21 protein-coding genes and 1 tRNA gene are annotated in these 23,534 nt (G+C 63.5%); 12 read left to right on the forward strand and 10 right to left on the reverse strand.

What is annotated here, in order from left to right:
- Positions 1 to 148 precede the first annotated feature (148 nt).
- The 3 genes from ACO550_RS03380 to ACO550_RS03390 all read left to right on the forward strand — a co-directional run bounded on the left by ACO550_RS03380 (position 149) and on the right by ACO550_RS03390 (position 3,101).
- Complete coding sequence (locus ACO550_RS03380; RefSeq protein WP_315594714.1) at positions 149 to 2,224, forward strand: carbon starvation CstA family protein; 2,076 nt, start codon at positions 149 to 151, stop codon at positions 2,222 to 2,224.
- 16 nt (positions 2,225 to 2,240) lie between these two features.
- Positions 2,241 to 2,435: a CstA-like transporter-associated (seleno)protein gene (locus ACO550_RS03385; protein WP_315594713.1), complete on the forward strand. Its 195-nt coding sequence runs from the start codon at positions 2,241 to 2,243 to the stop codon at positions 2,433 to 2,435.
- A gap of 231 nt (positions 2,436 to 2,666) precedes the next feature.
- On the forward strand, positions 2,667 to 3,101 hold the full coding sequence (locus ACO550_RS03390; RefSeq protein ID WP_315594712.1) for a hypothetical protein: 435 nt from the start codon (positions 2,667 to 2,669) through the stop codon (positions 3,099 to 3,101).
- Between the two features lie 142 nt (positions 3,102 to 3,243).
- On the opposite strand, the gene ACO550_RS03395 is transcribed toward ACO550_RS03390, so the two are convergent.
- Positions 3,244 to 3,492: a hypothetical protein gene (locus ACO550_RS03395; protein ID WP_315594711.1), complete on the reverse strand. Its 249-nt coding sequence runs from the start codon at positions 3,490 to 3,492 to the stop codon at positions 3,244 to 3,246.
- Positions 3,493 to 3,680: 188 nt separating this feature from the next.
- Between ACO550_RS03395 and ACO550_RS03400 the strand changes: the two genes are divergently transcribed.
- Complete coding sequence (locus tag ACO550_RS03400) at positions 3,681 to 4,604, forward strand: LysR substrate-binding domain-containing protein (RefSeq protein ID WP_315594710.1); 924 nt, start codon at positions 3,681 to 3,683, stop codon at positions 4,602 to 4,604.
- An 83-nt stretch (positions 4,605 to 4,687) separates the two neighbouring features.
- On the opposite strand, the gene ACO550_RS03405 is transcribed toward ACO550_RS03400, so the two are convergent.
- The 4 genes from ACO550_RS03405 to ACO550_RS03420 all read right to left on the reverse strand — a co-directional run bounded on the left by ACO550_RS03405 (position 4,688) and on the right by ACO550_RS03420 (position 10,360).
- Complete coding sequence (locus ACO550_RS03405) at positions 4,688 to 7,411, reverse strand: DNA topoisomerase III (protein ID WP_315594709.1); 2,724 nt, start codon at positions 7,409 to 7,411, stop codon at positions 4,688 to 4,690.
- A gap of 159 nt (positions 7,412 to 7,570) precedes the next feature.
- Positions 7,571 to 7,978 carry a thioredoxin domain-containing protein gene (locus ACO550_RS03410; RefSeq protein ID WP_315594708.1) on the reverse strand — a complete coding sequence of 136 codons (408 nt, stop codon included), beginning with the start codon at positions 7,976 to 7,978 and terminating at the stop codon, positions 7,571 to 7,573.
- Positions 7,979 to 8,014: 36 nt separating this feature from the next.
- On the reverse strand, positions 8,015 to 9,142 hold the full coding sequence (gene dprA / locus ACO550_RS03415) for a DNA-processing protein DprA (RefSeq protein WP_315594707.1): 1,128 nt from the start codon (positions 9,140 to 9,142) through the stop codon (positions 8,015 to 8,017).
- A gap of 42 nt (positions 9,143 to 9,184) precedes the next feature.
- Entirely contained in the window at positions 9,185 to 10,360 is a 1,176-nt protein-coding gene (locus tag ACO550_RS03420; RefSeq protein ID WP_315594706.1) for a LysM peptidoglycan-binding domain-containing protein, read from the reverse strand.
- 164 nt (positions 10,361 to 10,524) lie between these two features.
- Between ACO550_RS03420 and def the strand changes: the two genes are divergently transcribed.
- From def to ACO550_RS03460, 8 genes are all read left to right on the forward strand, one after another.
- The gene (def, locus tag ACO550_RS03425) at positions 10,525 to 11,031 is read left to right on the forward strand and encodes a peptide deformylase (protein WP_315594705.1); all 507 of its coding nucleotides are present in this window, start codon (positions 10,525 to 10,527) and stop codon (positions 11,029 to 11,031) included.
- A gap of 114 nt (positions 11,032 to 11,145) precedes the next feature.
- Positions 11,146 to 12,150, forward strand: a complete 1,005-nt coding sequence (gene fmt / locus ACO550_RS03430; protein ID WP_315594704.1) for a methionyl-tRNA formyltransferase — start codon at positions 11,146 to 11,148, stop codon at positions 12,148 to 12,150.
- A gap of 169 nt (positions 12,151 to 12,319) precedes the next feature.
- Positions 12,320 to 13,180 (forward strand): zinc metalloprotease HtpX, encoded by an 861-nt coding sequence (gene htpX, locus ACO550_RS03435; protein WP_315594703.1) that lies wholly within the window; start codon positions 12,320 to 12,322, stop codon positions 13,178 to 13,180.
- 147 nt (positions 13,181 to 13,327) lie between these two features.
- Positions 13,328 to 14,701, forward strand: a complete 1,374-nt coding sequence (gene rsmB / locus ACO550_RS03440; protein ID WP_315594702.1) for a 16S rRNA (cytosine(967)-C(5))-methyltransferase RsmB — start codon at positions 13,328 to 13,330, stop codon at positions 14,699 to 14,701.
- Positions 14,702 to 14,711: 10 nt separating this feature from the next.
- Positions 14,712 to 15,548 carry a DUF4390 domain-containing protein gene (locus ACO550_RS03445; protein WP_315594701.1) on the forward strand — a complete coding sequence of 279 codons (837 nt, stop codon included), beginning with the start codon at positions 14,712 to 14,714 and terminating at the stop codon, positions 15,546 to 15,548.
- Positions 15,545 to 18,013, forward strand: coding sequence for a PAS domain-containing sensor histidine kinase (locus tag ACO550_RS03450; RefSeq protein ID WP_315594700.1), 2,469 nt, complete (start codon positions 15,545 to 15,547; stop codon positions 18,011 to 18,013). The genes ACO550_RS03445 and ACO550_RS03450 overlap by 4 nt, the downstream gene beginning before the upstream one ends.
- A gap of 56 nt (positions 18,014 to 18,069) precedes the next feature.
- Positions 18,070 to 18,789 (forward strand): response regulator, encoded by a 720-nt coding sequence (locus ACO550_RS03455; RefSeq protein WP_315594699.1) that lies wholly within the window; start codon positions 18,070 to 18,072, stop codon positions 18,787 to 18,789.
- 59 nt (positions 18,790 to 18,848) lie between these two features.
- Positions 18,849 to 18,924 (forward strand) — tRNA-Phe (locus ACO550_RS03460).
- 95 nt (positions 18,925 to 19,019) lie between these two features.
- Here ACO550_RS03460 and ACO550_RS03465 read toward each other — a convergent pair.
- The 5 genes from ACO550_RS03465 to ACO550_RS03485 all read right to left on the reverse strand — a co-directional run bounded on the left by ACO550_RS03465 (position 19,020) and on the right by ACO550_RS03485 (position 23,441).
- Positions 19,020 to 19,568 (reverse strand): Abi family protein, encoded by a 549-nt coding sequence (locus ACO550_RS03465; protein ID WP_485994151.1) that lies wholly within the window; start codon positions 19,566 to 19,568, stop codon positions 19,020 to 19,022.
- Complete coding sequence (locus tag ACO550_RS03470; RefSeq protein ID WP_485994177.1) at positions 19,495 to 19,668, reverse strand: hypothetical protein; 174 nt, start codon at positions 19,666 to 19,668, stop codon at positions 19,495 to 19,497. The genes ACO550_RS03465 and ACO550_RS03470 overlap by 74 nt, the downstream gene beginning before the upstream one ends.
- An 881-nt stretch (positions 19,669 to 20,549) precedes the next feature.
- The gene (locus ACO550_RS03475; RefSeq protein ID WP_315594698.1) at positions 20,550 to 22,043 is read right to left on the reverse strand and encodes a dihydrolipoyl dehydrogenase family protein; all 1,494 of its coding nucleotides are present in this window, start codon (positions 22,041 to 22,043) and stop codon (positions 20,550 to 20,552) included.
- Between the two features lie 73 nt (positions 22,044 to 22,116).
- On the reverse strand, positions 22,117 to 23,016 hold the full coding sequence (locus ACO550_RS03480) for a patatin-like phospholipase family protein (protein ID WP_315594697.1): 900 nt from the start codon (positions 23,014 to 23,016) through the stop codon (positions 22,117 to 22,119).
- Between the two features lie 8 nt (positions 23,017 to 23,024).
- Positions 23,025 to 23,441: a hotdog domain-containing protein gene (locus tag ACO550_RS03485; RefSeq protein WP_315594696.1), complete on the reverse strand. Its 417-nt coding sequence runs from the start codon at positions 23,439 to 23,441 to the stop codon at positions 23,025 to 23,027.
- Positions 23,442 to 23,534: the final 93 nt, after the last annotated feature.

The raw sequence follows: 23,534 nt of genomic DNA on the forward strand, positions 1-23,534 counted from the left end.
GTACCAGACGAGAAACAGACCGGGCGCCGCAGACATCCAGGAGACCCCTTTCCGCGCGATCGTCGGCGGCCGCTACCCGGCACCGCCCCCGCTGCCCGTCATCCGTCGACGCAGGTTTCATTCAGCCGGTCTGAGGAGACCCTTCAACATGAATCGCATCGGACAACACCTGTTGTGGCTGGCCGTCGCCGTCCTCGGCGCGTTTGCCTTCGCCACTGTCGCGCTATCGCGCGGCGAAGCCGTCAGCGCACTGTGGATCGTGGTTGCCGCGCTCTGCATCTACCTGATCGCCTACCGTTACTACAGCCGCTTCATCGCCGACAAGGTGATGCAGCTCGACCCCAAACGCATGACGCCGGCATGGCGGCATAACGACGGCCTGGACTACGTGCCGACCAACAAGGCGGTGCTGTTCGGCCACCATTTCGCGGCGATCGCCGGGGCCGGACCGCTGGTGGGTCCGGTGCTGGCCGCGCAGATGGGCTACATGCCCGGCATGCTGTGGATCCTGGCCGGCGTGGTGTTTGCCGGTGCGGTGCAGGATTTCATGATCCTGTTCATTTCCACGCGCCGCGACGGTCGCAGCCTGGGTGACCTGGTCAAGTCCGAGATGGGCACCGTGCCCGGCCTGATCGCGCTGTTCGGCTGCTTCATGATCATGATCATTATCCTGGCGGTGCTGGCGCTGATCGTCGTGAAGGCGCTGGCCGGTTCGCCGTGGGGCACGTTCACCGTGGCGGTGACGATTCCGATCGCCATCTTCATGGGCGTCTACACGCGCTATATCCGACCGGGCCGTATCGGCGAGGTATCGGTAATCGGCTTCGTGCTGCTGATGCTGGCCATCATCGGCGGCCAGTACGTGCATGAAAGCGCCGCGCTGGCGCCGCTGTTCACGTACGACGGCAAGGCGCTGACCTGGATGCTGATCATCTACGGCTTTATCGCCGCGGTGCTGCCCGTGTGGCTGCTGCTGGCGCCGCGCGACTACCTGTCGACGTTCCTGAAGATCGGCACCATCATCGCGCTGGCCATCGGCATCCTGATCGTGGCGCCGGAGCTGAAGATGCCGGCGTTCACGCAGTTCGCGCAAGGCAATGGTCCGGTGTGGTCGGGCAACCTGTTCCCGTTCCTGTTCATCACCATCGCCTGTGGCGCCGTATCGGGCTTCCACGCACTGATCTCGTCGGGCACCACGCCCAAGCTGCTGGAGAACGAATCGCACGCGCGCTTCATCGGTTATGGCGCGATGCTGGCCGAGTCGTTCGTCGCCATCATGGCCCTGGTGGCAGCCTCGGTGATCGAACCGGGCGTCTACTTCGCCATGAACAGCCCGGCGGCCGTGATCGGCACCACGCCGGAAGCGGTGGCGCAAGCCGTGTCGAACTGGGGTTTCGTGATCACGCCCGACGTGCTGATCCAGACCGCCAAGGACGTTGGCGAGAACACGATCATCTCGCGCGCCGGTGGCGCACCGACGCTGGCCGTGGGCATTGCCCACATCCTGCACCAGGTGGTGGGTGGCCAGGCCATGATGGCCTTCTGGTACCACTTCGCGATCCTGTTCGAGGCGCTGTTCATCCTGACCGCGGTTGACGCCGGCACACGTGCGGGACGCTTCATGCTGCAGGATCTGCTGGGTAGCTTCGTGCCGTCGCTGAAGCGCACCGATTCACTGCCCGCCAACCTGATTGCCACCGCGCTGACCGTGGCGGCCTGGGGCTACTTCCTGTACCAGGGCGTGGTCGATCCGCTGGGCGGCATCAATACGCTGTGGCCGCTGTTCGGTATCTCCAACCAGATGCTGGCCGCCGTGGCGCTGGTGCTCGGTACCTGCGTGCTGGTGAAGATGAAGCGCGGCCAGTACGCCTGGGTCACGCTGCTGCCTACGTGCTGGCTGCTGATCTGCACGCTGACCGCCGGCTGGCAGAAGCTGTTCGATGCCGATCCCAAGGTCAGCTTCCTGACCCACGCATCGAAATTCAGCGCGGCCATTGCCGAAGGCAAGGTGCTGGCACCGGCCAAGTCGATGGAACAGATGCATCGCATCGTGTTCAATGACTACCTCGATGCCGGCCTGTGCGCATTGTTCATGTTCGTGGTGCTGTCGATCGTGTTCTACGGCTTCAAGACCGCCATGGCGGCACGAGGCGCGTCGAAGCGCACCGATAGCGAAACGCCGTTTGAAGCGATGCCGGCCCAGGCATCGGCATCATCGCACTGACCTGCCGGAGGCCATCATGCTGGACCAGATCGGAAACATGGGACGTTACCTGGGTCAGTCGCTGCGGCTGATGGTGGGCCTGCCCGACTACCAGACCTACGTGACCCATATGGAAAGCACCCATCCCGACCGCGCGCCAATGACGTACGAGGAATTCTTCCGCGAACGTCAGGAAGCACGCTACGGCGGCGGCCAGGGCAAGTGCTGCTAACCGGTCGGCACCGCTGACAGGATCAGGCGGCCCCACGGGGCCGCTTTTTCTTGGGGGCGTTTGTGACGTCTGGTCGGCGCATGGTGGCCCGATGTTGCATCGAAACATCGCTTTTTAACGGTTGGATACCGTTTCTGCAGCGGGTTACAGGGCCTCACAACTAGTTACAGCAAGGGAAGGGACGCTTCTCTACACTCCGGTACCAGATACACACCACACAAGGAAAATACGATGTCTCGCCATCTCCGCAGTCTGACCCTGGCCCTTGCCCTCTCGGCGGCTACGCTGCCGGCGTTTGCAGGGGGTGATCTGAACAACGCGCTTGGCGGCGGCCTCGGTGGCGTCGCAGGTGCCGCTGTCGGTGGCGCACTCGGTGGCAGCACCGGCTCCGTGATCGGTGGTGCCGTTGGCGGTGGTGCCGGTGGTGCACTGACCTCGAATCGCCGTGAGCGCACTGGCGCCATCATCGGCGGCGCCCTGGGCGGCGGCGCGGGTACTGCGGCGGGCAACGCCATGGGCGGCCGTACCGGCGGCCTGGTTGGCGCAGGCCTGGGCGGTGCCGCGGGCGCGGCGCTGGGCGGCAATGTGTCGCGCAGCAATTCGTACGACGATGACCGCCGCTACTACAAGCGCAGCAAGCATCGCCGTCACCGTCACGACGACTGATCAGGTAGAGAAATTGAGAACGGGCCCATGAGGCCCGTTTTCTTTTGAGCTTTCTTTTGGCTTATCTTCTGGCTACTCCCGGTGCCGGAAAACAAAAAGCCCGTACCGGTTGGTACGGGCTTTTGCCGGAATACCTTGCGAATCAGAGCTTGGCGCCGTCGGAGTACACGTCAAACGACTTGGCGCCGTCCGCGAACGGATCGAACTTGCCAGCCTTGGCACCATCCGTGAACGTATCGAACTTGCCGGCCTTCGCGCCGTCGGTGTACGGGTCGAACTTCGTGGCCTTGGCGCCATCGGTGTAGGGGTCGAACTTGCCAGCCTTGGCAAATGCGGGGGCTGCCGACAGTGCGACGGTCATTGCAGCAATCAGGGCGATCTGGCGCTTCATGGCGATTCCTTCACTTTCTTGAGGATGCCGTGAATTCTGGGAATTGCTGCGTCGCGGCATCGAATAGTGGGATATTAGGCATTTCCCTGATATGAATAAATATTCCCGTCCACAATGATTGATTGTGGTTTCAACAATAAACTACCCGTATCGTGTAAAAATTCACGGCGGAAACGGGAGACTATGTCATGGATCGGCTGCAATCGATGCGCGTTTTCGCCAAGGTCGTCGAGCTTGGCAGCTTTGCCCGTGCGGCGCAGCAACTGGAAATGTCCAACGCCGTCGTCACGCGCTACGTGGCCGATCTGGAAAGCCATCTTGGTACGCGGCTGCTCAACCGCACCACGCGCAGCCTATCCCTGACCGACGCCGGAGAAACCTATCTCCAGCGCTGTGCGCAGATCCTCGAGGATGTCGAGGAGGCCGAGTCGATTGTCACGGCACGTAGCCAGTCACTATCCGGCACACTGCGGCTGGTAACACCGGTCATGTTCGGCCTGCACCTGCTGCCACATACGCTGGAGCGTTTCCAGCGGCTCTATCCCGATGTGGTGTTCGACGTGCAGTTGTCCGACCGGATGGTCGATATCGTCGAGGAGGGTCGCGACGTTGGCGTGATGCTTTCCGACCTGGGCCTGGGCTCGCACCTGGTGGCGCGGCCGCTGATCTCGGCCGAGATCGTGCTGTGCGCTTCACCGGGCTACCTGCGCGAGCACCCGCCGCTGCGCACTGCTCACGACCTGACCAACCATCGCGCCATCGCGATGCGGCTGCCGACCGCGGAACATGAATGGACGCTATCCGGCCCCGAGGGCGAGGTGACCGTACCGATTCGCCCGGGACTGCTCTGCAGCAATGCGGAACTGGCCCACCAGGCAGCGTTGGCCAATATGGGGATCGCCATGCTGTCGTCCTACCTGGCGCGGCCCAATATCGAGGCCGGCCGGTTGATGCATATCCTGCCGCAATATCAATTGCCACGCCGCGACGTCAGCGTGGTCTATCCAAGCCGCAAATTCCTGCCCACCAAGGTGCGCGCGTTTATCGACTTCCTGCTTGAAGAAGGTCAGCAACGCGCCGGCGAGACTGTCGGCAAAACCTTCCACAAATAGAAAAAGAAAACGGCGAGGTGGAAACCTCGCCGTTGTCATGTCGCCATCGCGGGCAGCCATCGCGCGCAATCTGAAGACCAGTCTTACTCTTCAGCTTCCGCAGTCTGCTTGGGCGTGGCGCGCGTCTTCTTGGCGGCCGCCGTTTTCGCAGCGGCGGTCTTGCTTGCCGCGGTCTTCGTTGGGGCCTTCGTGGCTGTCTTCGTCGCAGCCTTCTTGGCCGGCGCCTTCTTGGCGGCAACCTTCTTCGCCGGCGCGGCTTCCGCCTCCTCGGCCTTGCCAGCCGACTTGGCTGCGGTCTTCGAAGCCGTCTTGGCCGCGGTCTTGGCCGCCGCACCGGCCTTCGGCTCGCGTGCCTCGAACTCGAAGCCGATCTTGCCGTCAGGTTGCTTGGCCAGGAACGCCTTGAAGTTGCGGCCCGTACGCGATGACTTGAAACCGGTCAGCAGATCGGTCTTGCCATTGGTCAGCAGCTTGCCAATCTGTTCGCGCGAGATTTCCTGCTGCAGGATGATCTTGCCCGTCGTGAAGTCACAGGATTTCTCGCTACCGACCGCGTTCTCGCAGACGTACTTCATGCCGTGCTCGTAGACTGAGCCACTGCATTTCGGGCAATGGCCCACCGGCGTCTGCTCGCTGAAATCGATCGGTTCACCGTCGCCTTCGTCGTCGTTCTGGCCGAAGTCGAACTCCATCTTCCAATGGGCATCGTCATCCTTGGCCAGCTTCAGGATGGCCGCGAACGGACGACCCATCTTGCTGCGGAAACCCTGCAGGGGGCCGATTTCCTTCTTCAGCAGCAGTTCCTCGACTTCCTCGATCTCGAACTGGCGTCCGCCGGGGATCTTGCTGATCGAGAACTCGCAGGCCGTGCAGGCAAAGCGGCGGTAGTTTTCCTTGACCTGGCCGCCGCACTGCGGGCACGGCGTGTCCAGCGTCGCGTAGTCGCCCGGGATCGTGTCGCTGTCGTACTCCTTGGCACGCTTGACGATCTGCTGCGTCATCTGCGCAATCTCGCGCATGAACTCGTCACGCTTGAGGCGGCCACGCTCGATCTGCGACAGCTTGTGTTCCCACTCGCCGGTCAGTTCGGCCTGCGTCAGTTCCAGCACGCCCAGGCCGCGCAACAGCGTCATCAGCTGGAACGCCTTGGCCGTCGGGATCAGCTCGCGGCCTTCGCGCACCAGGTACTTTTCGGTCAGCAGGCCTTCGATGATGGCCGCACGCGTGGCTGGCGTGCCCAGGCCCTTGCCGGCCATGGCCTCGCGCAACGCATCGTCGTCCACCAGCTTGCCGGCGCCTTCCATGGCCGACAGCAGTGTGGCTTCGTTATAGCGCGCGGGCGGGCGCGTGGTCAGGCCCACGGCCTCGACCTTGTCGGTCTTGACCTTCTCGTCCTTCTGCACCGGCACCAGGTTGGCGTTGTCGTCCTTGCCCTGCGCCTCGCGACCATAGATCACGAGCCAGCCCGGGTTGACCAGCACCTTGCCTTCGGTCTTGAAATGATGGCCCGCGACCTCGGTAATGCGCGTGGTGACCTGGAACTCGGCCGCCGGGAAGAACACCGCCAGGAAGCGGCGCACGACCAGGTCGTACAGCTTCTGCTCGGGCTCGGACAGGTTCTTCGGTGCCTGCAGCGTCGGGATGATGGCGAAGTGGTCGCTGATCTTGCTGTTGTCGAAGATCCGCTTGTTCGGCTTCACCCAGCCGCTCGACAGGATCTTCTTCGCATGCGGCAGATAGTTCGGCGAGCTGTCGGCCAGCATGTCCATGGTCTGCTTGACCGTGTCCAGGTAATCCTCGGGCAGTGCACGGGCGTCGGTACGCGGGTACGTCAGTACCTTGTGCTTTTCGTACAGTGCCTGCGCCAGGCCCAGCGTGTTCTTGGCCGAGAAGCCGAAACGCGAGTTGGCTTCGCGCTGCAGCGTGGTCAGGTCGAACAGTGCCGGCGACTGCTGCGTGGACGGCTTCGATTCCTCGGAGACGGTGCCCGGCTTGTCGCGGCAGGCCGCCACGATGCTCTTGGCCTCGGCCTCGCTCCACAGGCGCGAATCGCGCGCCTCGGGGTCGAATTCGTTCTTCTTGAACTTGGGGTCGAACCAGCGCCCCTCATACAAACCCGCGGCAGCGATAAATTCGGCGCGCACTTCCCAGTAGTCGCGCGGCACGAAGTGTTTGATCTTCTCCTCGCGCTCCACCACGATCGACAGCGTCGGGGTCTGCACGCGGCCCACGGTAGTCAGGAAGAACCCGCCACCCTTGCTGTTGAAAGCCGTCATCGCGCGCGTGCCGTTGATGCCGACCAGCCAGTCGGCCTCCGAGCGGCAACGGGCCGCATCGGCCAGCGGCAGCATGTCCTCGTCTTCACGCAAGGCGACAAAGCCGTCGCGAATCGCCTGCGGCGTCATCGACTGCAGCCACAGCCGGCGCACCGGCTGCTTCGCCTTGGCCTGTTGCGCGATCAGGCGGAAGATCAGTTCCCCTTCGCGCCCCGCGTCACAGGCATTGATCAGCGCCGTCACGTCCTTGCGCTTGATGAGGCGGTTCAGTACCTTGAGCCGCGACTCGGTCTTGGCAATCGGGCGCAGGTCGAAGTGCGGCGGGATCACCGGCAGGTTGGCGAAGCTCCACTTGCCTCGCTTGACCTCGTACTCGTCGGGCGCGGCGATTTCCACCAGGTGACCGACGGCCGAAGACAGCACGTAGTCGTCGCTCTCGAAGTATTCGTCGTGCTTGGTAAAGCCCCCGAGGGCGCGCGCGATATCGGCGGCGACCGATGGCTTTTCCGCGATGATGAGGGCTTTAGACATTCAACGGGTCCTTGCGGCACGGCTCCCATAAGGGCAGCCAGCGCCTCTTGAAATTCACAGCAAACTATGTAAACAGCACGCCTGGGCTTTGAGGCGCCAATAATAAGCGCGGTTCCGACGGGCGTGCAAGCAATCGGCACCCCGGCGACCTGCCCGCGCTCAACCTTGGCCAGTGTTCGGCTCACGCAACCAGGACAGCACTTCGGGAAACTCCGACGCCGCAGCACGCATTGCGGCGCCTCTTGCCAGCATCCGGTCCAGCACATCAAGGTGCGGCAACACGGTTCCGTAAAAATGCGGTGCGCCGCCAGCAATGGGCTGAATCAATACAGTAGGAAAATTTTCGATGTCGATGTCCTCGCCCAGTCGATCCGAATGGGTTTCGATATCGATCCAGACAAAACAGTCGTTCGGATAACGCGCTGCCAGCGCCACAAAACCGGCCAGATACTCCTTGCAGGTCCCACACCATTCCGCGCACAGACAAGCCACCAGCCTGCCTTGTGGACGGGCAGCCAGGGCTTGGCGCAGGGCAGCAGGATCTTGCTCGGGAAAGTAAACGGCCATTTCAGTCGAAATATGAGACGAAGGCGATACCGCGGATCATGCCAGACGCCGGAACCGGTTGCCTGGCAGCCGCTCGACCTCACCGTCCAGCTCCATCTGCAAAAGGGCGGCCGACACTTCTGCCGCCGCCATGCCGGTCCGTTCGCACAAGCCGTCGAGCGTGACAGGATCATAGGCGAGGGCGGCCAGAAACACGTCGCCGCTGGCCGACGCGGGAGCGGGGGCGCGATCCACTTCTGGCGCGCATGCCGGCCCGGGCAGCCGAGCCAGATCGGCAAACTCCTCCAGCACATCGGCGGGAGACTCTACCAGCTTGGCCCCCTGGCGGATCAGCTTGTGACAGCCGCGCGCCAGTTCGGCATGGATCGACCCGGGAATTGCGAACACCTCTCGCCCCATCTCCGAAGCCAGCCGTGCCGTGATCAGCGAGCCCGACCGCTCGGCGGCTTCCACCACCAGCACACCCCGCGCCAGTGCCGCAATGATGCGGTTACGGCGCGGAAAATGGTTCGGCCTGGCGGGCGTACCCAACGGAAACTCGCTGACGATGGTTCCGCCCGCGGCAATGATCTGGTGGGCCAGTGTGTGATGGCGCGCCGGATAGACGATGTCCACGCCCGTACCCACTACTGCGACCGTACCACCGGTCCCCTCTAGCGCGGCCGCATGTGCCGCTGCGTCGATACCGAGCGCGAGCCCCGACACCACGGTCAGGCCAGCCTCCGAAAATGCCGAGGCAAATGCATGCGCATCGCGCGCGCCCTGGGCCGTGGCCTGGCGGGCGCCCACCATACCGAGCGACTGGCCATGCAGGCGCGCCACATTGCCATTGATATAGAGCAGCAGGGGTGGATCGGCGAGGTCGAGCAACCGTGGCGGATAGGCGGCGTCTGCCATCGTCACCAGGGAATGGCCCGGCATGTCCAGCCACTGGAGCGTGCGAGCAATGCGCGCGCTGATGGCGGCATCGGGCGCCGCGCACAAGGCGCTGGCCACTGCAGGCTCCGCCACCTCGCGCAGGCGTGCGGCATCCTGCGCCAGCACACCTTGCGGCAGGCCGAATGCGGCCAGCAGGCGTCGGCCGGTCTGGGCGGAAACGCCTGGCGTAGCCGTCAGTCGCACCCAGGCGGCTACTTCGGCAGGTTCGCGGGTCGATTCGGTCATCGGAAACGCGGCAGGGCGTGCCAGATGGCACGCGCCCGCCGGTTACTGCGGCGTCGTGGCCAGGTCGCCCACCTTCATCACGTTGGTTGCATCGGTCACCAGCGCATAGGCCAGGCCCGGGAAGACGCGATAGACATAGGCCAGGCCATAGCGATCGTCCGGCAGCGTGATGGTGCGATTGCGGTCAGTCGAGTCCGTCACCTTGCCGCCCGTGCGGGACAGCGCCAGCACATGGCCCGGCTCCAGGCCGGCATTCGCGCCGAGGTTCAGCACCACCACCTGCTTGGCGCCGCCGTACTCCACGCCGCCATACACGGCAGCAATGCGTGCCTGTACATTGCTGTCGGGCGCATGCGGGACGTAGCGCACCAGTTCACGCTCGGGCTGAGGCAAAAGCAGCGATCCGGCGCCCATCTCACGCGGCGACTGGGTGGCCTGCACCGTCGTCACGGCATCGGGGCCTTCCGGGCCGCGCATCACCCGCACGCTGCCCTGGTATTGCGCCTCAAAGCCGATCACGGCCTTGGTTACGGGATCCCGCACCGGCAGTGCCGGCTGGTAGGCCTGCCAGTCGCTGCCGACCGATGCGTCGGTCGTCGCGATGCCACGCGCATAGCCGGTATCGCCACGCCCCATGTAGACGCGCGCATCGGTCAAGGCCACGATGCGGGCGGAAGTGTCCACCGTGTTCTGGTCGACCACCAGCGGGCGCATCAGGAACGGCTCGATATCGGATGCCGGAATGCTCAGGATGGCGTCGCCGTTGGCCCCTTCGCCGCGCACGCGCGGTGACAGGCGCGCATCGCCGCTGGCGCCGCCTGGTGCCGTGGTCGACAGGTAGGCCCGGCCGTCGCGCTGCACCAGGTAAAGAATCTGGCCCGGATAGATCAGGTGCGGGTTGCGGACCTGCTGGCGGTTCATGCCCCACAGCGCCGGCCAGCGCCAGGGCTGGCGCAGGTACTGGCCCGAGATGCCCCACAGCGTATCGCCGGAGCGCACCGTATACTGGCTCGGCGCATTGGGTGCCAGTTCGCCAACCGGGATACCCTGCTGGGCCGTGATGTCGGCCTGGGCCTGCTGCGCCGAAGAGACGCTCAGGTCGGCTGCCTGGACCGCCATGGCAGCCCCTGCAGTGACGCCTGCGGCACATAACATGGCGAGGGTGAACGCGTGCAGCCTGCGGCCCGACGCCGCCTGTTCTTTGGTAAGATCGCGCATTTTCCTGAACCGGTCGGGAGAACGACCGGATTGACCCTAGGTAGAGCGTGCCTGCTGCGGCGCGCCTTGAATTTTTGTACTAGCGCCCCGATTCTGCATGGAAACCCCGCACGCCGCAACGGCGGTCGGGCAGTGGACAGCACCCGGCGTTGCGCCCGAGCATCATGGCCAAACTCGACATCCTCACCTATCCCGATCCTCGCCTGCACAATGTGGCCAAGCCCGTGGCGGTGGTGGACGATCGCATCCGCAAGCTCGTCACGGACATGGCCGAAACCATGTACGAAGCGCCCGGAATCGGCCTGGCCGCCACGCAGGTGGACGTCCACGAGCGCGTCATCACGATCGACATCTCCGAGTCGCGCGATGCGCTGATGGTTTTCATCAACCCGGAAATCATCTGGGCCAGCGATAACCGCAAGGTCTGGGAAGAGGGCTGCCTGTCGGTGCCCGAAGTCTACGACCGCGTGGAACGGCCGGACCGCGTCAAGGTACGCGCGCTCAACGAAAAGGGCGAGACGTTCGAGATCGAGGCCGACGACCTGCTGGCTGTATGTATACAGCACGAGATCGACCACCTGAATGGCAAGGTGTTCGTCGAATACCTGTCGCCGCTCAAGCTCAACCGTATCAAGAGCAAGCTCCAGAAGCGCGTACGCGCGCGCATGTAAGGATGTAACAGTCGGGTGCCATGGAAGTGGCGTCTGCTATCGTTACACCTTCCGAAGACCATTCACGTACCGGCCGCTATGCGGCCGGTGTCGTTTCCATCGCGGATTTCTGCCATGACTCAAGCCCAGCCACTGCGCGTCGCGTTTGCCGGCACCCCCGAATTTGCGCGCGTTGCCCTTGAGGCCATCCACGCCGCCGGATTTCCGGTGGTGGCCGTCCTGACCCAGCCCGATCGCCCCGCCGGCCGTGGCATGCAACTGCAGGCCAGTCCGGTCAAGCAGTTTGCCGTGGAAGCCGGGCTGGGCCCGGTGCTGCAGCCGCGCTCGCTGCGCCGCAACGGCAAGTACCCCGAGGAAGCCGGCGCGGCCGTCGACACACTGGCGCAGATCGCCCCCGATGTCATGGTGGTGGCAGCCTACGGACTGATCCTGCCCGCGGAAGTCCTGGAGCTGCCGCGCCATGGTTGCCTGAATATCCACGCCTCGCTGCTGCCGCGCTGGCGCGGTGCGGCACCGATCCACCGCGCGATCGAAGCCGGCGATGCCGAGACCGGTATCACGCTGATGCAGATGGACGAAGGGCTGGACACCGGCGCCATGCTGTCGCGCGAAGCGGTGCCGATCGGCCTGCAGGACAGTACCGGCAGCCTGCACGACACGCTGGCGACCCTTGGCGGACGCATGATCGTGGACGCGCTGCGCGAACTGGCGGCCGGTCGGACGCTGGCTGCCACCCCCCAACCCGAAGCCGGCATTACCTACGCCGAAAAGATCGCCAAGGACGAAGCACCGCTTGACCTCACCCGGCCCGCCGCCGTATTGGCCAGCCAGGTGCGCGCGTTCAACCCGTTTCCGGGAGCCACGGTCCAGGTGGGCGATACCGTGATCAAGTGCTGGCAGGCGTTGCCACTGGCGGCGTCGGGCAGCCTGCCGCATCCGCCGGGCACGGTACTGGCGGCCGATGCTGCCGGCGTGATCATTGCCTGTGGCGAGGGCAGCGCGCTGCAGGTCACCGAACTGCAGAAGCCCGGCGGACGCCGCCAGCCGGCGCAACAGTTCCTGCAAGCCATGCCGCTGCCGCCGGGCACGCGCTGCCTGGTGACGGGCGCGACCGCATAAGCGCCTTGCATTGCACATCGCAGCTAATGTCCCTGCAGGCTTAAAACCCTGCAACCAGCATTGAATTTCTGGGCTCCTGACCCTATCTAACCGTCAACGCGTAGCCGCAGGGCGGGTACGCGCCGGGAAATCCCGGACGATTAGCCCTGAACGATTTGGAGACCAAACCATGTTCAACTGGGTCAAGACCTTCATGCTGATGGCAGCCATCACGGCGCTGTTCATCGTCATCGGCGGCATGATCGGCGGACGCAGCGGCATGATGTTCGCGCTGCTGATCGCGCTCGGGATGAACTTCTTTTCCTACTGGTTCTCGGACAAGATGGTCCTGCGCATGTACAACGCGCAGGAAGTGGATGCCAGCACCGCGCCGCAGTTCTACAACATGGTGCAGGAACTGGCACAACGCGCCGGCCTGCCCATGCCGCGCGTGTACCTGATCAACGAGGACGCACCAAACGCGTTTGCCACGGGCCGCAACCCCGACCATGCGGCGGTAGCCGCCACCACGGGCATCCTGCGCGTGCTGTCGGACCGCGAGCTGCGCGGGGTGATGGCCCACGAGCTTGCGCACGTGAAGCATCGCGACATCCTGACCTCGACCATCGCCGCCACCATGGCCGGTGCCATTTCCGCACTGGCCAACATGGCGATGTTCTTTGGCGGGCGCGATGCAAATGGCAACCGGTCCAACCCGATTGCCTCGATCGCGGTGGCGATCCTGGCACCGCTGGCGGCATCGCTGATCCAGATGGCGATCTCGCGCTCCCGCGAGTTCGAAGCCGACCGTGGCGGCGCCGAAATCAGCGGTGACCCGCAGGCGCTGGCCAGTGCGCTGGACAAGATCCATCGCTATGCGCAGGGCATTCCGTTCCAGGCGGCGGAAGAACACCCGGCCACGGCGCAGATGATGATCATGAACCCGCTGTCGGGCGGCGGCATCGCCAATCTGTTCTCGACCCACCCGGCCACCGAGGAGCGGATTGCCCGCCTGATGCAGATGGCGCAGACGGGCCACTACCCGGCCTGAGCACCAGTTTGACGGCACCGGTCCCGACAACGGGTAAACTGCCCGCTGTGTTCCCTTGGGAACTGGCGGGCAGTTTCATATCCGCCGCATCCTGGCGCCATGGCGCCACCGTTTCTTACGCTGTTTTCTGGATTTTCCGTCTTACCCATGCGCCTGCCTCACGATTCCCTTGCCTTCCAGATGCTCGGTGCCGCCGCGGCCGTTCGCGGCGTGCACGAAGGCACGGCCCTGCCGCAGGCCATCGAGGACGTTGCCACGCATCTGCGGCTGGACCGCGTGCGCGACGCCGCCACGCGTGGCGCCATCCAGGACCTGGCCTACCGTTCAGTGCGCCAGTTCGGCACCACGCGCGCGCTGGTCACGCAACTGGTCACGCGTCCGCCCGGTGCGCTAGTGGATTCGCTGCTGGCCGTGGCGCTGGCCCTGCTGATCGAGGGCGAGGACGGCGATCGCAGCAAGGTAGGCCGGGGCGGCTATTCGCCATTCACGGTCGTGGACCAGGCAGTCAGCGCTGCCGCGTCCGAACCCAAGACTGCGCACGCGCGTGGTCTCGTCAATGCGGTATTGCGGCGCTTCCTGCGTGAACACAAGGCCTTGATGCCTGCCGTGCTGAAGGATGACGAGGCCCGCTGGAACCTGCCGCAGTGGTGGCTCGCGCAACTGCGTCTTGCCTATCCGGACCAGTGGACGACGCTGGCTGAGAGCGTGAATGCGCGGCCGCCGATGACGTTGCGCGTGAATCCGAAGCGCATTTCCGTCCAGCAGTATCTACAGCTGCTGGCCAACGCCGGCATGGCGGGGACTGCGGTAGGCGACCAGGCCGTGAGGCTGGCGCGCGCGTTTCCGGTGTCACAGGTACCCGGCTTCGCCGAAGGCGATGTCTCGGTGCAGGATGCCGGCGCGCAACTGGCTGCGCCGCTCTGCGAAGTTGCCGACGGCATGCGCGTGCTCGATGCCTGCGCGGCGCCCGGAGGCAAGACGGGCCACCTGCTGGAACTGGCGGACATTCACGTGACCGCGGTCGAAAGCGACGCGCAACGCGCGGCACGCATTGACGAAAACCTGGCCCGCCTGGGCCAGCGCGCCGAAGTCATCGTGGGCGACGCCAGCCGTCCGAGCGATTGGTGGGACGGACAGCCATTCGACCGTATCCTGGCCGACGTGCCGTGCTCGGCATCGGGCATCGTGCGCCGCCATCCCGATATCCGCTGGCTGCGCCGTGAAACGGATATTGCGAAACTGATGACGGAGCAACGCCGCATCGTTTCGCAACTGTGGCCGCTGCTGAAACCGGGCGGCATCCTGGTCTACGTAACCTGTTCTATTTTCCCAACGGAAGGCGAGGAGCAGGCGCTCTGGTTTGGTGCGCAGCTACCAGATGCGATACGATTGCAGGCGCCGGGACAGCTCCTGCCCGGTATCAAGGCGCCTGAGACGGCCGGCGGCGCTACCGCCGGCAAGGCAAGCCTGCCATCGGATCACGATGGCTTCTACTACGCCCGCTTCCAGAAACGCGCCTGATACTGCCACGATGCCGAGCCTGTTGCGCCTGTTCGTCCTACGTGCCCCCGGCCGCGCGGTGCGCGAAAGGCCGGCAGCATCGCTGGCCGTCGCACTGCGCGCTTGGTGTGCGGCCGCGCTGCTGCTGTTGGCGCTGTTGTCCCATGCTCCCCAAGCCGGTGCGCAGTTGATCGAGAACACCGAGGCCCGCATCGAGTACCAGGACGGTGCATTCGAGCTGGCCGCGGCGTTCGACTTCGATTTGCCCCCCGCACTCGAAGACGCCTTGCACAAGGGCATCTCGCTCTATTTCGTGGTCGATTTCCAGCTCACGCGTCCGCGCTGGTACTGGTTCGACGAAAAGCCGGTCAATGCCACGCGCTCGGTGCGCCTGTCCTACCAGCCGTTGACGCGGCAATACCGCGTCTCCACCGGCGGGCTGCAATTGCCGTTCAACCGCCTCAAGGGTGCCCTGCAATTCATGCAGCAAGTACGCGGATGGCGCGTATTCGAACGCAGGGACGTCAAGACCGGCGAGACCTATCACGCGGAAACGCGCATGCGCCTGGATCTGTCGCAATTGCCCAAGCCATTCCAGATCAACGCAGTGAACACACGCGAATGGAACCTGTCGTCGGAGTGGAAGCGCTTCAACTACACGGTGCCGACCAATCTCGACGCGCCTTCGCCGCCCCCGGCACCACCACCGGCCCCACCGCCCGTGGCACCGCCCGCACCACCGGCGATGCCGGGGTCCGCACCATCGGCCGCATCGACGCCTTCGGCTGAAATACGCACCCCGTTCGCGCAGACCGTATCGACTGTGCTGTCACCCAACCAACTGGTCCAACCGGCCAGCCAGCCATGAACGGCAATCCGTGGGATAGCAGATTCCGCCGCCTGCTGTATCGCGTGGTGGTCGGGATCATCGTGTTCCTTGCACTGGTACTGGTTGGACTGCTGGCCGGCGCATCGGCCAACACCGAGTTCTTCGACCGCTATTTCACGCTGCTTTTCAAGATCAACCTGGTCGTCGGCGTACTGCTGCTGCTGACCGTTGGCGCGCTCGCACTGACACTCTATATACGCTATCGCCGTGGCAAGTTTGGCACGCGGCTGATGAGCAAGCTGGCGGTGTTCTTCGGCGTGGTGGGTGTACTGCCCGGCGTGCTGATCTACCTGGTGTCGCTGCAGTTCGTATCGCGCAGCATCGAATCGTGGTTTGACGTGCGCGTGGAAACCGCGCTCGAAGCTGGCCTGAATCTCGGACGCTCGACCATCGACAGCCAACTGGCCGACCTGCAAGGCAAGGCGCGACTGATGGCCGATCAGCTCACGGGCTCGTCGGGCATGGCCACGTCGCTGCAGCTCAATCGCCTGCGCGAGCAATACGGGGTACAGGAAGCCGCGATCTTCACGGGCAGTGGCCGCGTGCTGGCCACGGCGTCGAGCAGCTATGCATCGCTGGTACCCGATATCCCGTCCGGCGTACTTGCGGAACAGGCGCGCATGGCTGGCGGCTACGCGGCAGTGGAGGGCGGCACGGATCCTGCGGGTGGCGACAAGCCGCCCGTCAATCTCGACAGCAGCCATCTCTACCGGATCCGGGTCATCATTCCGCTGGGCCCTGCGCCGGCTTCCGCATCGGCCGAGGACCAGGCCAAAGCCAATGCAAGCGCTGCCGCGGCAGCCGCCGCGCGGGCACGCAATACGTTGACCGCGCCAGGCACCCGCTGGGCCGGGTCCGGGCTCTCCATCGAGCGGCGGCCAGAGGATGCGCCGGCCACCGGCTTCGGGCTGGTAGGCGATACCGTGCGCGAGGAACGCTACCTGCAGGTCCTGCATCCGGTGCCGGCCGTGCTGGCGCGCAATGCCGACGAAGTCCAGCGCGCATACCAGGAGTACCAGGAGAAAGCGCTCGGCCGTACCGGCCTGCGCAAGATGTACATCGGCACGCTAACGCTGACACTGTTCCTGGCCGTGTTCATCGCGGTGATGCTCGCGCTGTTGCTGGGCGGGCAGCTGGCGCGGCCGCTGCTGATGCTGCTGCAGGGTACCAAGGAGGTCGCGGAGGGCGATCTTTCGCCGAAGCGTGAACTCAAGAGCCGCGACGAGCTTGGCATGCTGACGCAGCAGTTCAACCAGATGACACGCCAGTTGTCCGAAGCGCGCATCGCGGTGGAAGAGAATCGTGTGGCACTCGAACAATCGAAGGCTTACCTGGAAAGCGTGCTACAGAACCTGACCGCGGGCGTGCTGGTGTTCGACCGCCGCTTCACGCTGATCACGGCCAATCCCGGTGCCGAACGTATTTTCCGGCAACCGTTCGCGGGTGTGCTGGGCCAGCCCGTGGAACAGATTCCCGGCATGGGCGACTTTGCCGACATCGTGCGACAGGCATTTTCCGAACAGGCCACGCGTGAAGTTCTGGGCGGTGCGCAGCACTGGCAGAAACAGATCGAACTGCCACAGGGCGATGAGGAACAACCGCTCACATTGCTGGTGCGTGGTGCCCATTTACCGGGCGGCAGCCGCGACGAACCCGGGTATGTAGTAGTGTTCGACGATATTTCCGATGTGATCTCGGCCCAGCGCTCGGTGGCGTGGGGCGAGGTTGCGCGCCGGCTCGCGCACGAAATCAAGAATCCGCTTACGCCGATTCAGCTGTCAGCCGAACGTCTGCAGATGAAACTGTCGCCCAAGCTCGAACACGGCGATGCAGAAGTGCTAAAGCGCGGGGCCACCACGATCGTTAACCAGGTAGCGGCAATGAAACGCATGGTGGACGACTTCCGCGACTACGCGCGCACGCCGCCGGCCGTCATGCAGTCATTGCCGTTGAACAGCCTGGTGGCAGAAGTCTTGCATCTGTACGGGATCGATGATCCCGCCGTGCACGAACATCCGGTGATTCATCCGACGCTGGATGCGGATCTCCCTGAAATCAAGGGCGACCCGACGCAGTTGCGGCAGGTGATTCACAACCTGTTGCAGAATGCGCAGGATGCGGCGGCAGACAACGTGGCAGCCGGTAGGGCGGCGCCCCATATCACTCTGCACACCGAGACTGTAGAATACAAAGATTCTGCCGGCGAAGACCGGCAAGCCGTCAAGTTGTCCATTACGGACAATGGTCCCGGATTTGCACCACGAATCCTGAGTCGTGCGTTCGAACCGTATGTGACCACGAAAGCCAAGGGTACGGGTCTCGGGCTTGCGATGGTAAAAAAGATCATTGACGAACATGGCGCGCGCATCGAGCTGCGCAATCGCATGAACGGTACCGAGATAGTAGGAGCACAGATCTCGATCCTGTTCGTTAAGCTGACTTAGTCAATCTTGCGCGCCGGCGCCTCCGGTAGCGCTGCGGTGGGGTTAAGAGGGGAAGTATGGCAACCATCCTCGTAGTCGATGACGAAATGGGTATCCGGGAACTGCTCTCGGAGATCCTGAGTGACGAAGGACATGTGGTGGAGCTGGCGGAAAACGCCCAGAAGGCGCGCGAGTTCCGCGCGGCCACCACGCCTGACCTGGTACTGCTCGATATCTGGATGCCGGATACCGACGGGGTAACGCTGCTCAAGGAATGGTCGGCACAGGGATACCTGACGATGCCGGTCATCATGATGTCGGGCCACGCCACGATCGATACGGCTGTCGAAGCCACCAAGATCGGCGCGCTGAATTTCCTTGAGAAGCCGATTGCGCTGCAGAAGCTGCTGTCCGCCGTCGAGGCGGGCCTGGCCCGCGGTGTCGAGCGTCCGCGCACGGCACCCGCGACAGCTGTCGCATCCGTAGCAGTGACTGGTGCACCCGATCTGGTTACGGCATCGGCCATGCCAGTCGAAGCGCCCACGGAAGCCGTCACAAACGGCAACCCGTCGCGCGGTGTTCCCGAAGGAGAGATGCAGTTCTCGTTCGACATGCCGCTGCGCGAGGCACGTGACCTGTTCGAACGTGCGTATTTCGAGTATCACCTGGTACGCGAGCACGGCAGCATGACGCGCGTGGCTGAAAAGACCGGTTTGGAACGTACCCACCTGTACCGCAAGCTCAAGCAGCTTGGCGTGGAACTGGGCCGCAACAAGCCGGAACCGACCGAACAGTAGGCGGTGACCTAGAAAACGCTTGACGAGGCCGAATCCCACGGTTATAGTTTCGCTTCTTTGGCCCGGTAGCTCAGTCGGTAGAGCAGAGGATTGAAAATCCTTGTGTCGGCGGTTCGATTCCGTCCCAGGCCACCAGCTTCAAGAAAACGGACGCCCTTGGCGTCCGTTTTTGTTTTTGGGGCTTTCCTACGACTACAAATTCCTGCAATGGATGGCGTGCTTCCGCAGCGCTAATTCCAAAGCGGCAGCGTCACCCACTCAGCCGGAAAACCCATGGTTTGCGGTGTTGCAATCGGAGAGGCTGAGGGAAAGTCGCTCAGCAGAGCCTTAAGTTCTTCCGGCCAGGCGGTCTCAAAGCCTGCGCTCTTCAACAAGTATTGCATCACTGCAAGCGTGCCATAGACGTGAAGCCGGGCACGTTCGTCTTGCCGAAGGTGTTCGAGCTCCGGCACTTCGTTGCGGCCCGGTGGCTTAGGGTTGTCGACAAGCGAGCGATTCCAGAGCCGACTGTGATGAGCACAAATATTCCTCAGGTGGCTGATCGAACGTAGCCAACTTGCCAGCAGGACGGCCCGAGCGACTCCGAACTGGTCCGCAAGCTCGCGCCTATGGGATTCGTTCAGTCCCGCATAGAAATGTGAAAGCAGTCCGAAATCCCATACTTGAAATCCTCCCCGCCCTAAACGACAGGAATTCCTACCGCGCTTAGGCCGCGAGGGCCTGAGTCGCCTCGGTGGGTTCCTGCTTCTTCGAGCGGCCCGACTGCACCGGCTCTCCACAGGCTAACAAGCGCTTTCCGCGCTCTAAAATACTGATCGCGCCGACGTGATCGGCGTTGTTCTTGTACCCGCATTGGACACAGACGAACAGCTCCTGCATCAGTACGAATCTAAACGCTTGGAGTCGTTGCATCGGCCACATGGTACAAGTGGTCTATGAGTAGAGACATTGACATTGGGCAACGGACGGCATTGTGGTGTCTTCGCCAGCGTGTGCGCCGACTTCGAATCAGCGTTGGTTGAGTTCGACGCAGAAGACGACTCCTAAAAGGAGGGCTTCGCCGTCTGCGATCACCAAGCCGCGATCCTTCAGTAGATCGAGCTGCTGCGGATATGTGAGATGCGGCTTCGTATACGGTACTGGCACAAGTGTCCCTCCTCCGTAAACGAGAAAACCCGACCGTGCTTGCGCAGAGGGCCGGGCCGTATTGAGTGCAAGACTAGCCCAAATTTCGCGTGTTGGTAACGTGCACTTAACAAGATGCTAGATTTTTCAGAGTATTCTCAAATCTGCGGCAAGAGGGGCCTGCAACCACTCCTCCTCATCGTCATGCACCATCGCGCTCGAAGAACAATGTGAACCCACGAGGCCAACGTCAATACCTTGACGCCAATCATCGACGCGCAGATGGTCACTGAGGCTCAATTTCCCCATGATTCTATGGCCGATACCGTGACTGGTATCGCAGCCCTGGGACTGTGAAAATTCAGCAAGTGAGCAAGCGCGATGAAGGCACCTACCAGCATCCAGTTCATCAACGGCACCGACGGCTTACCCGCGTTCGTTGTGATCCCCTACGCCGATTACCTCGATACCTATCGCGATGCGCGCGGACTCGAGCGATGATCTGTTTTCCTGCTGCGCATAGGCAGACTGCGAAACGCCGAGGCGCTCGGCCATGACGGCGCAAGGCATCGCGCGAAAAGGTCGCCATGGCACTCGGCATTCGGCCGGAACTGCTCGATATCTGACGCGCTACGCTACCCGAACAACTCCTCGGCCACCGTCGGATGCAGCGGCATCGTCGTCTTCAGGTGCGATGCCTTCACGCCAAGCCTTAACGCCAGCGCAAACGTCTGGATGATTTCGGGAGCGGCGCCATCCATCAGGTGTGCGCCGAGCACGCGGCCGCTGCGGGCGTTAAACACGAGTTTGAACACCGACTGCTGGGCCACGCCGCCAAAGCGGTTTTCCAGCGATACGAAGCGCTTGATCTCGGTACACACGCGTTCGGCCTTGCCGCCCGCTTCCTCGATGGCTTGTGCCTCGGTCAGGCCTACGGCCCCGATCGCGGGTTCGCAGAACACCGCGGTGGGTACGAAATCGAAGTCGGCAATATCGCCGCGCTTGCCGAACAGCCGATCGGCAAGCCAACGCCCCTGCGCGACGGCCACTGGCGTCAGATGGATGTTGTCCGCCATGCAATCGCCGATCGCATAGATCGAACGCACGGCGCTACGGAACTGGCGGTCGACACGAATGCCACCCTTTTCGCCAAGCTTCACGCCCAGTGCTTCGAGACCGAGGCCACTGACATTGGCCTTGCGTCCGATGGCTGCCAATGCCGCCTGCGCACGCACGGTCTGCGTGCGGCCAGGGTTGTTCTCCTGCGTGTAGCAAACCTCGGTGGCGCCGTTCGACTGCGACACCATCGTGACCTTGGTCTGGAAGTGGATGCGCACGCCCTTGGCGGTCAGCGCCTCGGCCAGTGATGCAGCAATGTCGTGATCGAATTTCTGCAGCAGACGATCTTCGCGAACCAGAAGATCCACCTTGACGCCATAGCGCGAGAGGATCGATGCCATCTCTACCGCGATATAGCCGCCGCCAATCACAACGATGGAGCCGGGCACGGTCTGCCATGTGAACACATCGTCCGATGAACTGACCAGTTCACCGCCCGGCACCGGCAATGCAAGCGGACTTGCGCCAGTGGCAATCAGCGTCTTGCCGGCACGGATCACTTCACTGCCGACCACGATATCGCCACGTTCATTGAAATGCGCCTCGCCGTGCCAGATCTCGACACCAGACTCATTGAGCCGCTGCTTGTACGATGCATTGAGCCGCGCCACCTCGGCATTCACACGAACGATGGCGTCGCGCCAGTCTTCTTTCCCACCGGTATGCGACAGGCAGGTCGACAGGATCGATGCCCAGCCGGCGCCGTACGACAGCATCTTCTTGGGCACGCAGCCGCGATTGACGCAGGTGCCGCCAATGGCGTCGCGCTCTACCAGTATCACGCGCGCGCCCAGCATTGCCGCTCGCCGTGCCGCGGCCACGCCGCCGGAGCCAGCGCCGATCACGACCAGATCGGCTTCACGGGCCTTGAGCCGCGTATCGCGCTTGCGGCGCGGCACGCGTTCGACAACGGGTTCCGCGCTGATCTCGCTGGCGCGGCGGCGCGGCTTCTTCAGCGCGCTCGTGGATGCCTGGGTTGCGGTTTCGGGTGATGCCTGACGCTTTGTCATTCATGCCTCCTTGCCTGCGCGGCGCATTGCCGCATACCTAACCATCGACCGGCGCCACGCTGGCGTGTTCCCCTTATGTTGCCGGCAATAATTCCTGCTGGATCGCGGGCCACTCGCGCAGGAACGCTTCCGCGTCGCGCCGGCCCAGTTCGTATGCATGCGTCATCGCCTCGGGCTTGGTGTAGTCCCAACTCGAAATCGGCACACGTTGCGAAGGTTGCAGATAGAGGCGACGCTGGCCGCCCGTTTCGATCACGAAGCGGCGCGGCCGCGGATACAGCCGCGTCACCAGCACCAGCACATTGCCCGGCGTCGCATCGAGCGCATCGACGGGTACGTTGTCGACCAGCCCTCCATCGAGTACGGCACGGCCACCACGACGCAGCACTGGTGTGAACGGCGGCGTCGAGGCCGATTGCAGCAGCAGGTCGGCCAGGTCCTCGGGCGAGCGGCAATCCTGCGCCAGCACGAACTCGGGACGGAAACCAAGCTTGCGTCCCAGCCGCGGATGCAAGGTCTTCAGCAGATGCTTGTCGATGTTGTACGCCAGCAGCCCCGTGGCCACGGCCAGACGCGGACCGCTCCAGCGCGGGATATGCGCCACGCCGATACGAATCTCGGGCGCCTGTTGCAGCCGCTGCAGGCGGTTGTCTCCGAACAGCGAGAGCAGCGCATTCCGGTAGATGCCATAGTGCGGAAACACGCACTCGCGTCGCAGCAGGTTGCCCCAGTACGCATTGCGCGAGTTGTTGGCCAGCACCTCGCGATAGTAGGCCATGGTCTGGTGCGAATCGTGCGCATAGACCATGCATGCAGTGGCCGCGCCAGCCGAGATACCTGCGATGATGCGCGGCCGCAGGTGCAATTCGGGCGCCACGGTATCCCACCATCCGGCCTGCCACCAGCAGCGGTTACCGCCACCGGCAAAGACGATCTGGTCGAATGGCTGGGGAAAAGAGGCTGACGTCGACATGTCCGGAATCAGAGCAACGCGTAAGTGGTAGTGGCTTGCACCGCAAGCTTGCCATCCTGGCCCGTGAGTTCGATCTCGCCGAACACCACGGTCTTGCCCAGACGCAGCACGTTGGCGCGTACCAGTACGTCGCCTTCGATCACGGGGCGCATGAAGTTGGTGGTAAGGCTGACGGTAGTCATCGGCCGGAATTCACCGAGCGCGGCCGCGATGGCCACGATCATCGCCGTATCGGCAGCCGACATCAGCACCTGGCCACACACCACACCGCCGGCATGGCGAAAGTCTTCCTGGAAGGGCAGCAACAGCGTTACGCCGCCGGCGTCGACCGCCTCGGCACGCAGGCCAAGCTGGCGCACCCATGGCGCGAGCACGCGATCCAGCGTGGCGTCGATATCGGCAAGCGTAAAAGTGGATTCGGGCACGGTCCGGTCTCCTCGGCGCGCGACATGTTGTTTGCGCCAATGATACAGGTGCCGGAGGGATATGCTTCTAATGCAACGGGAAGCAGGGGAGAG

The sequence above is a fragment of the Cupriavidus sp. genome, assembly GCF_057315035.1.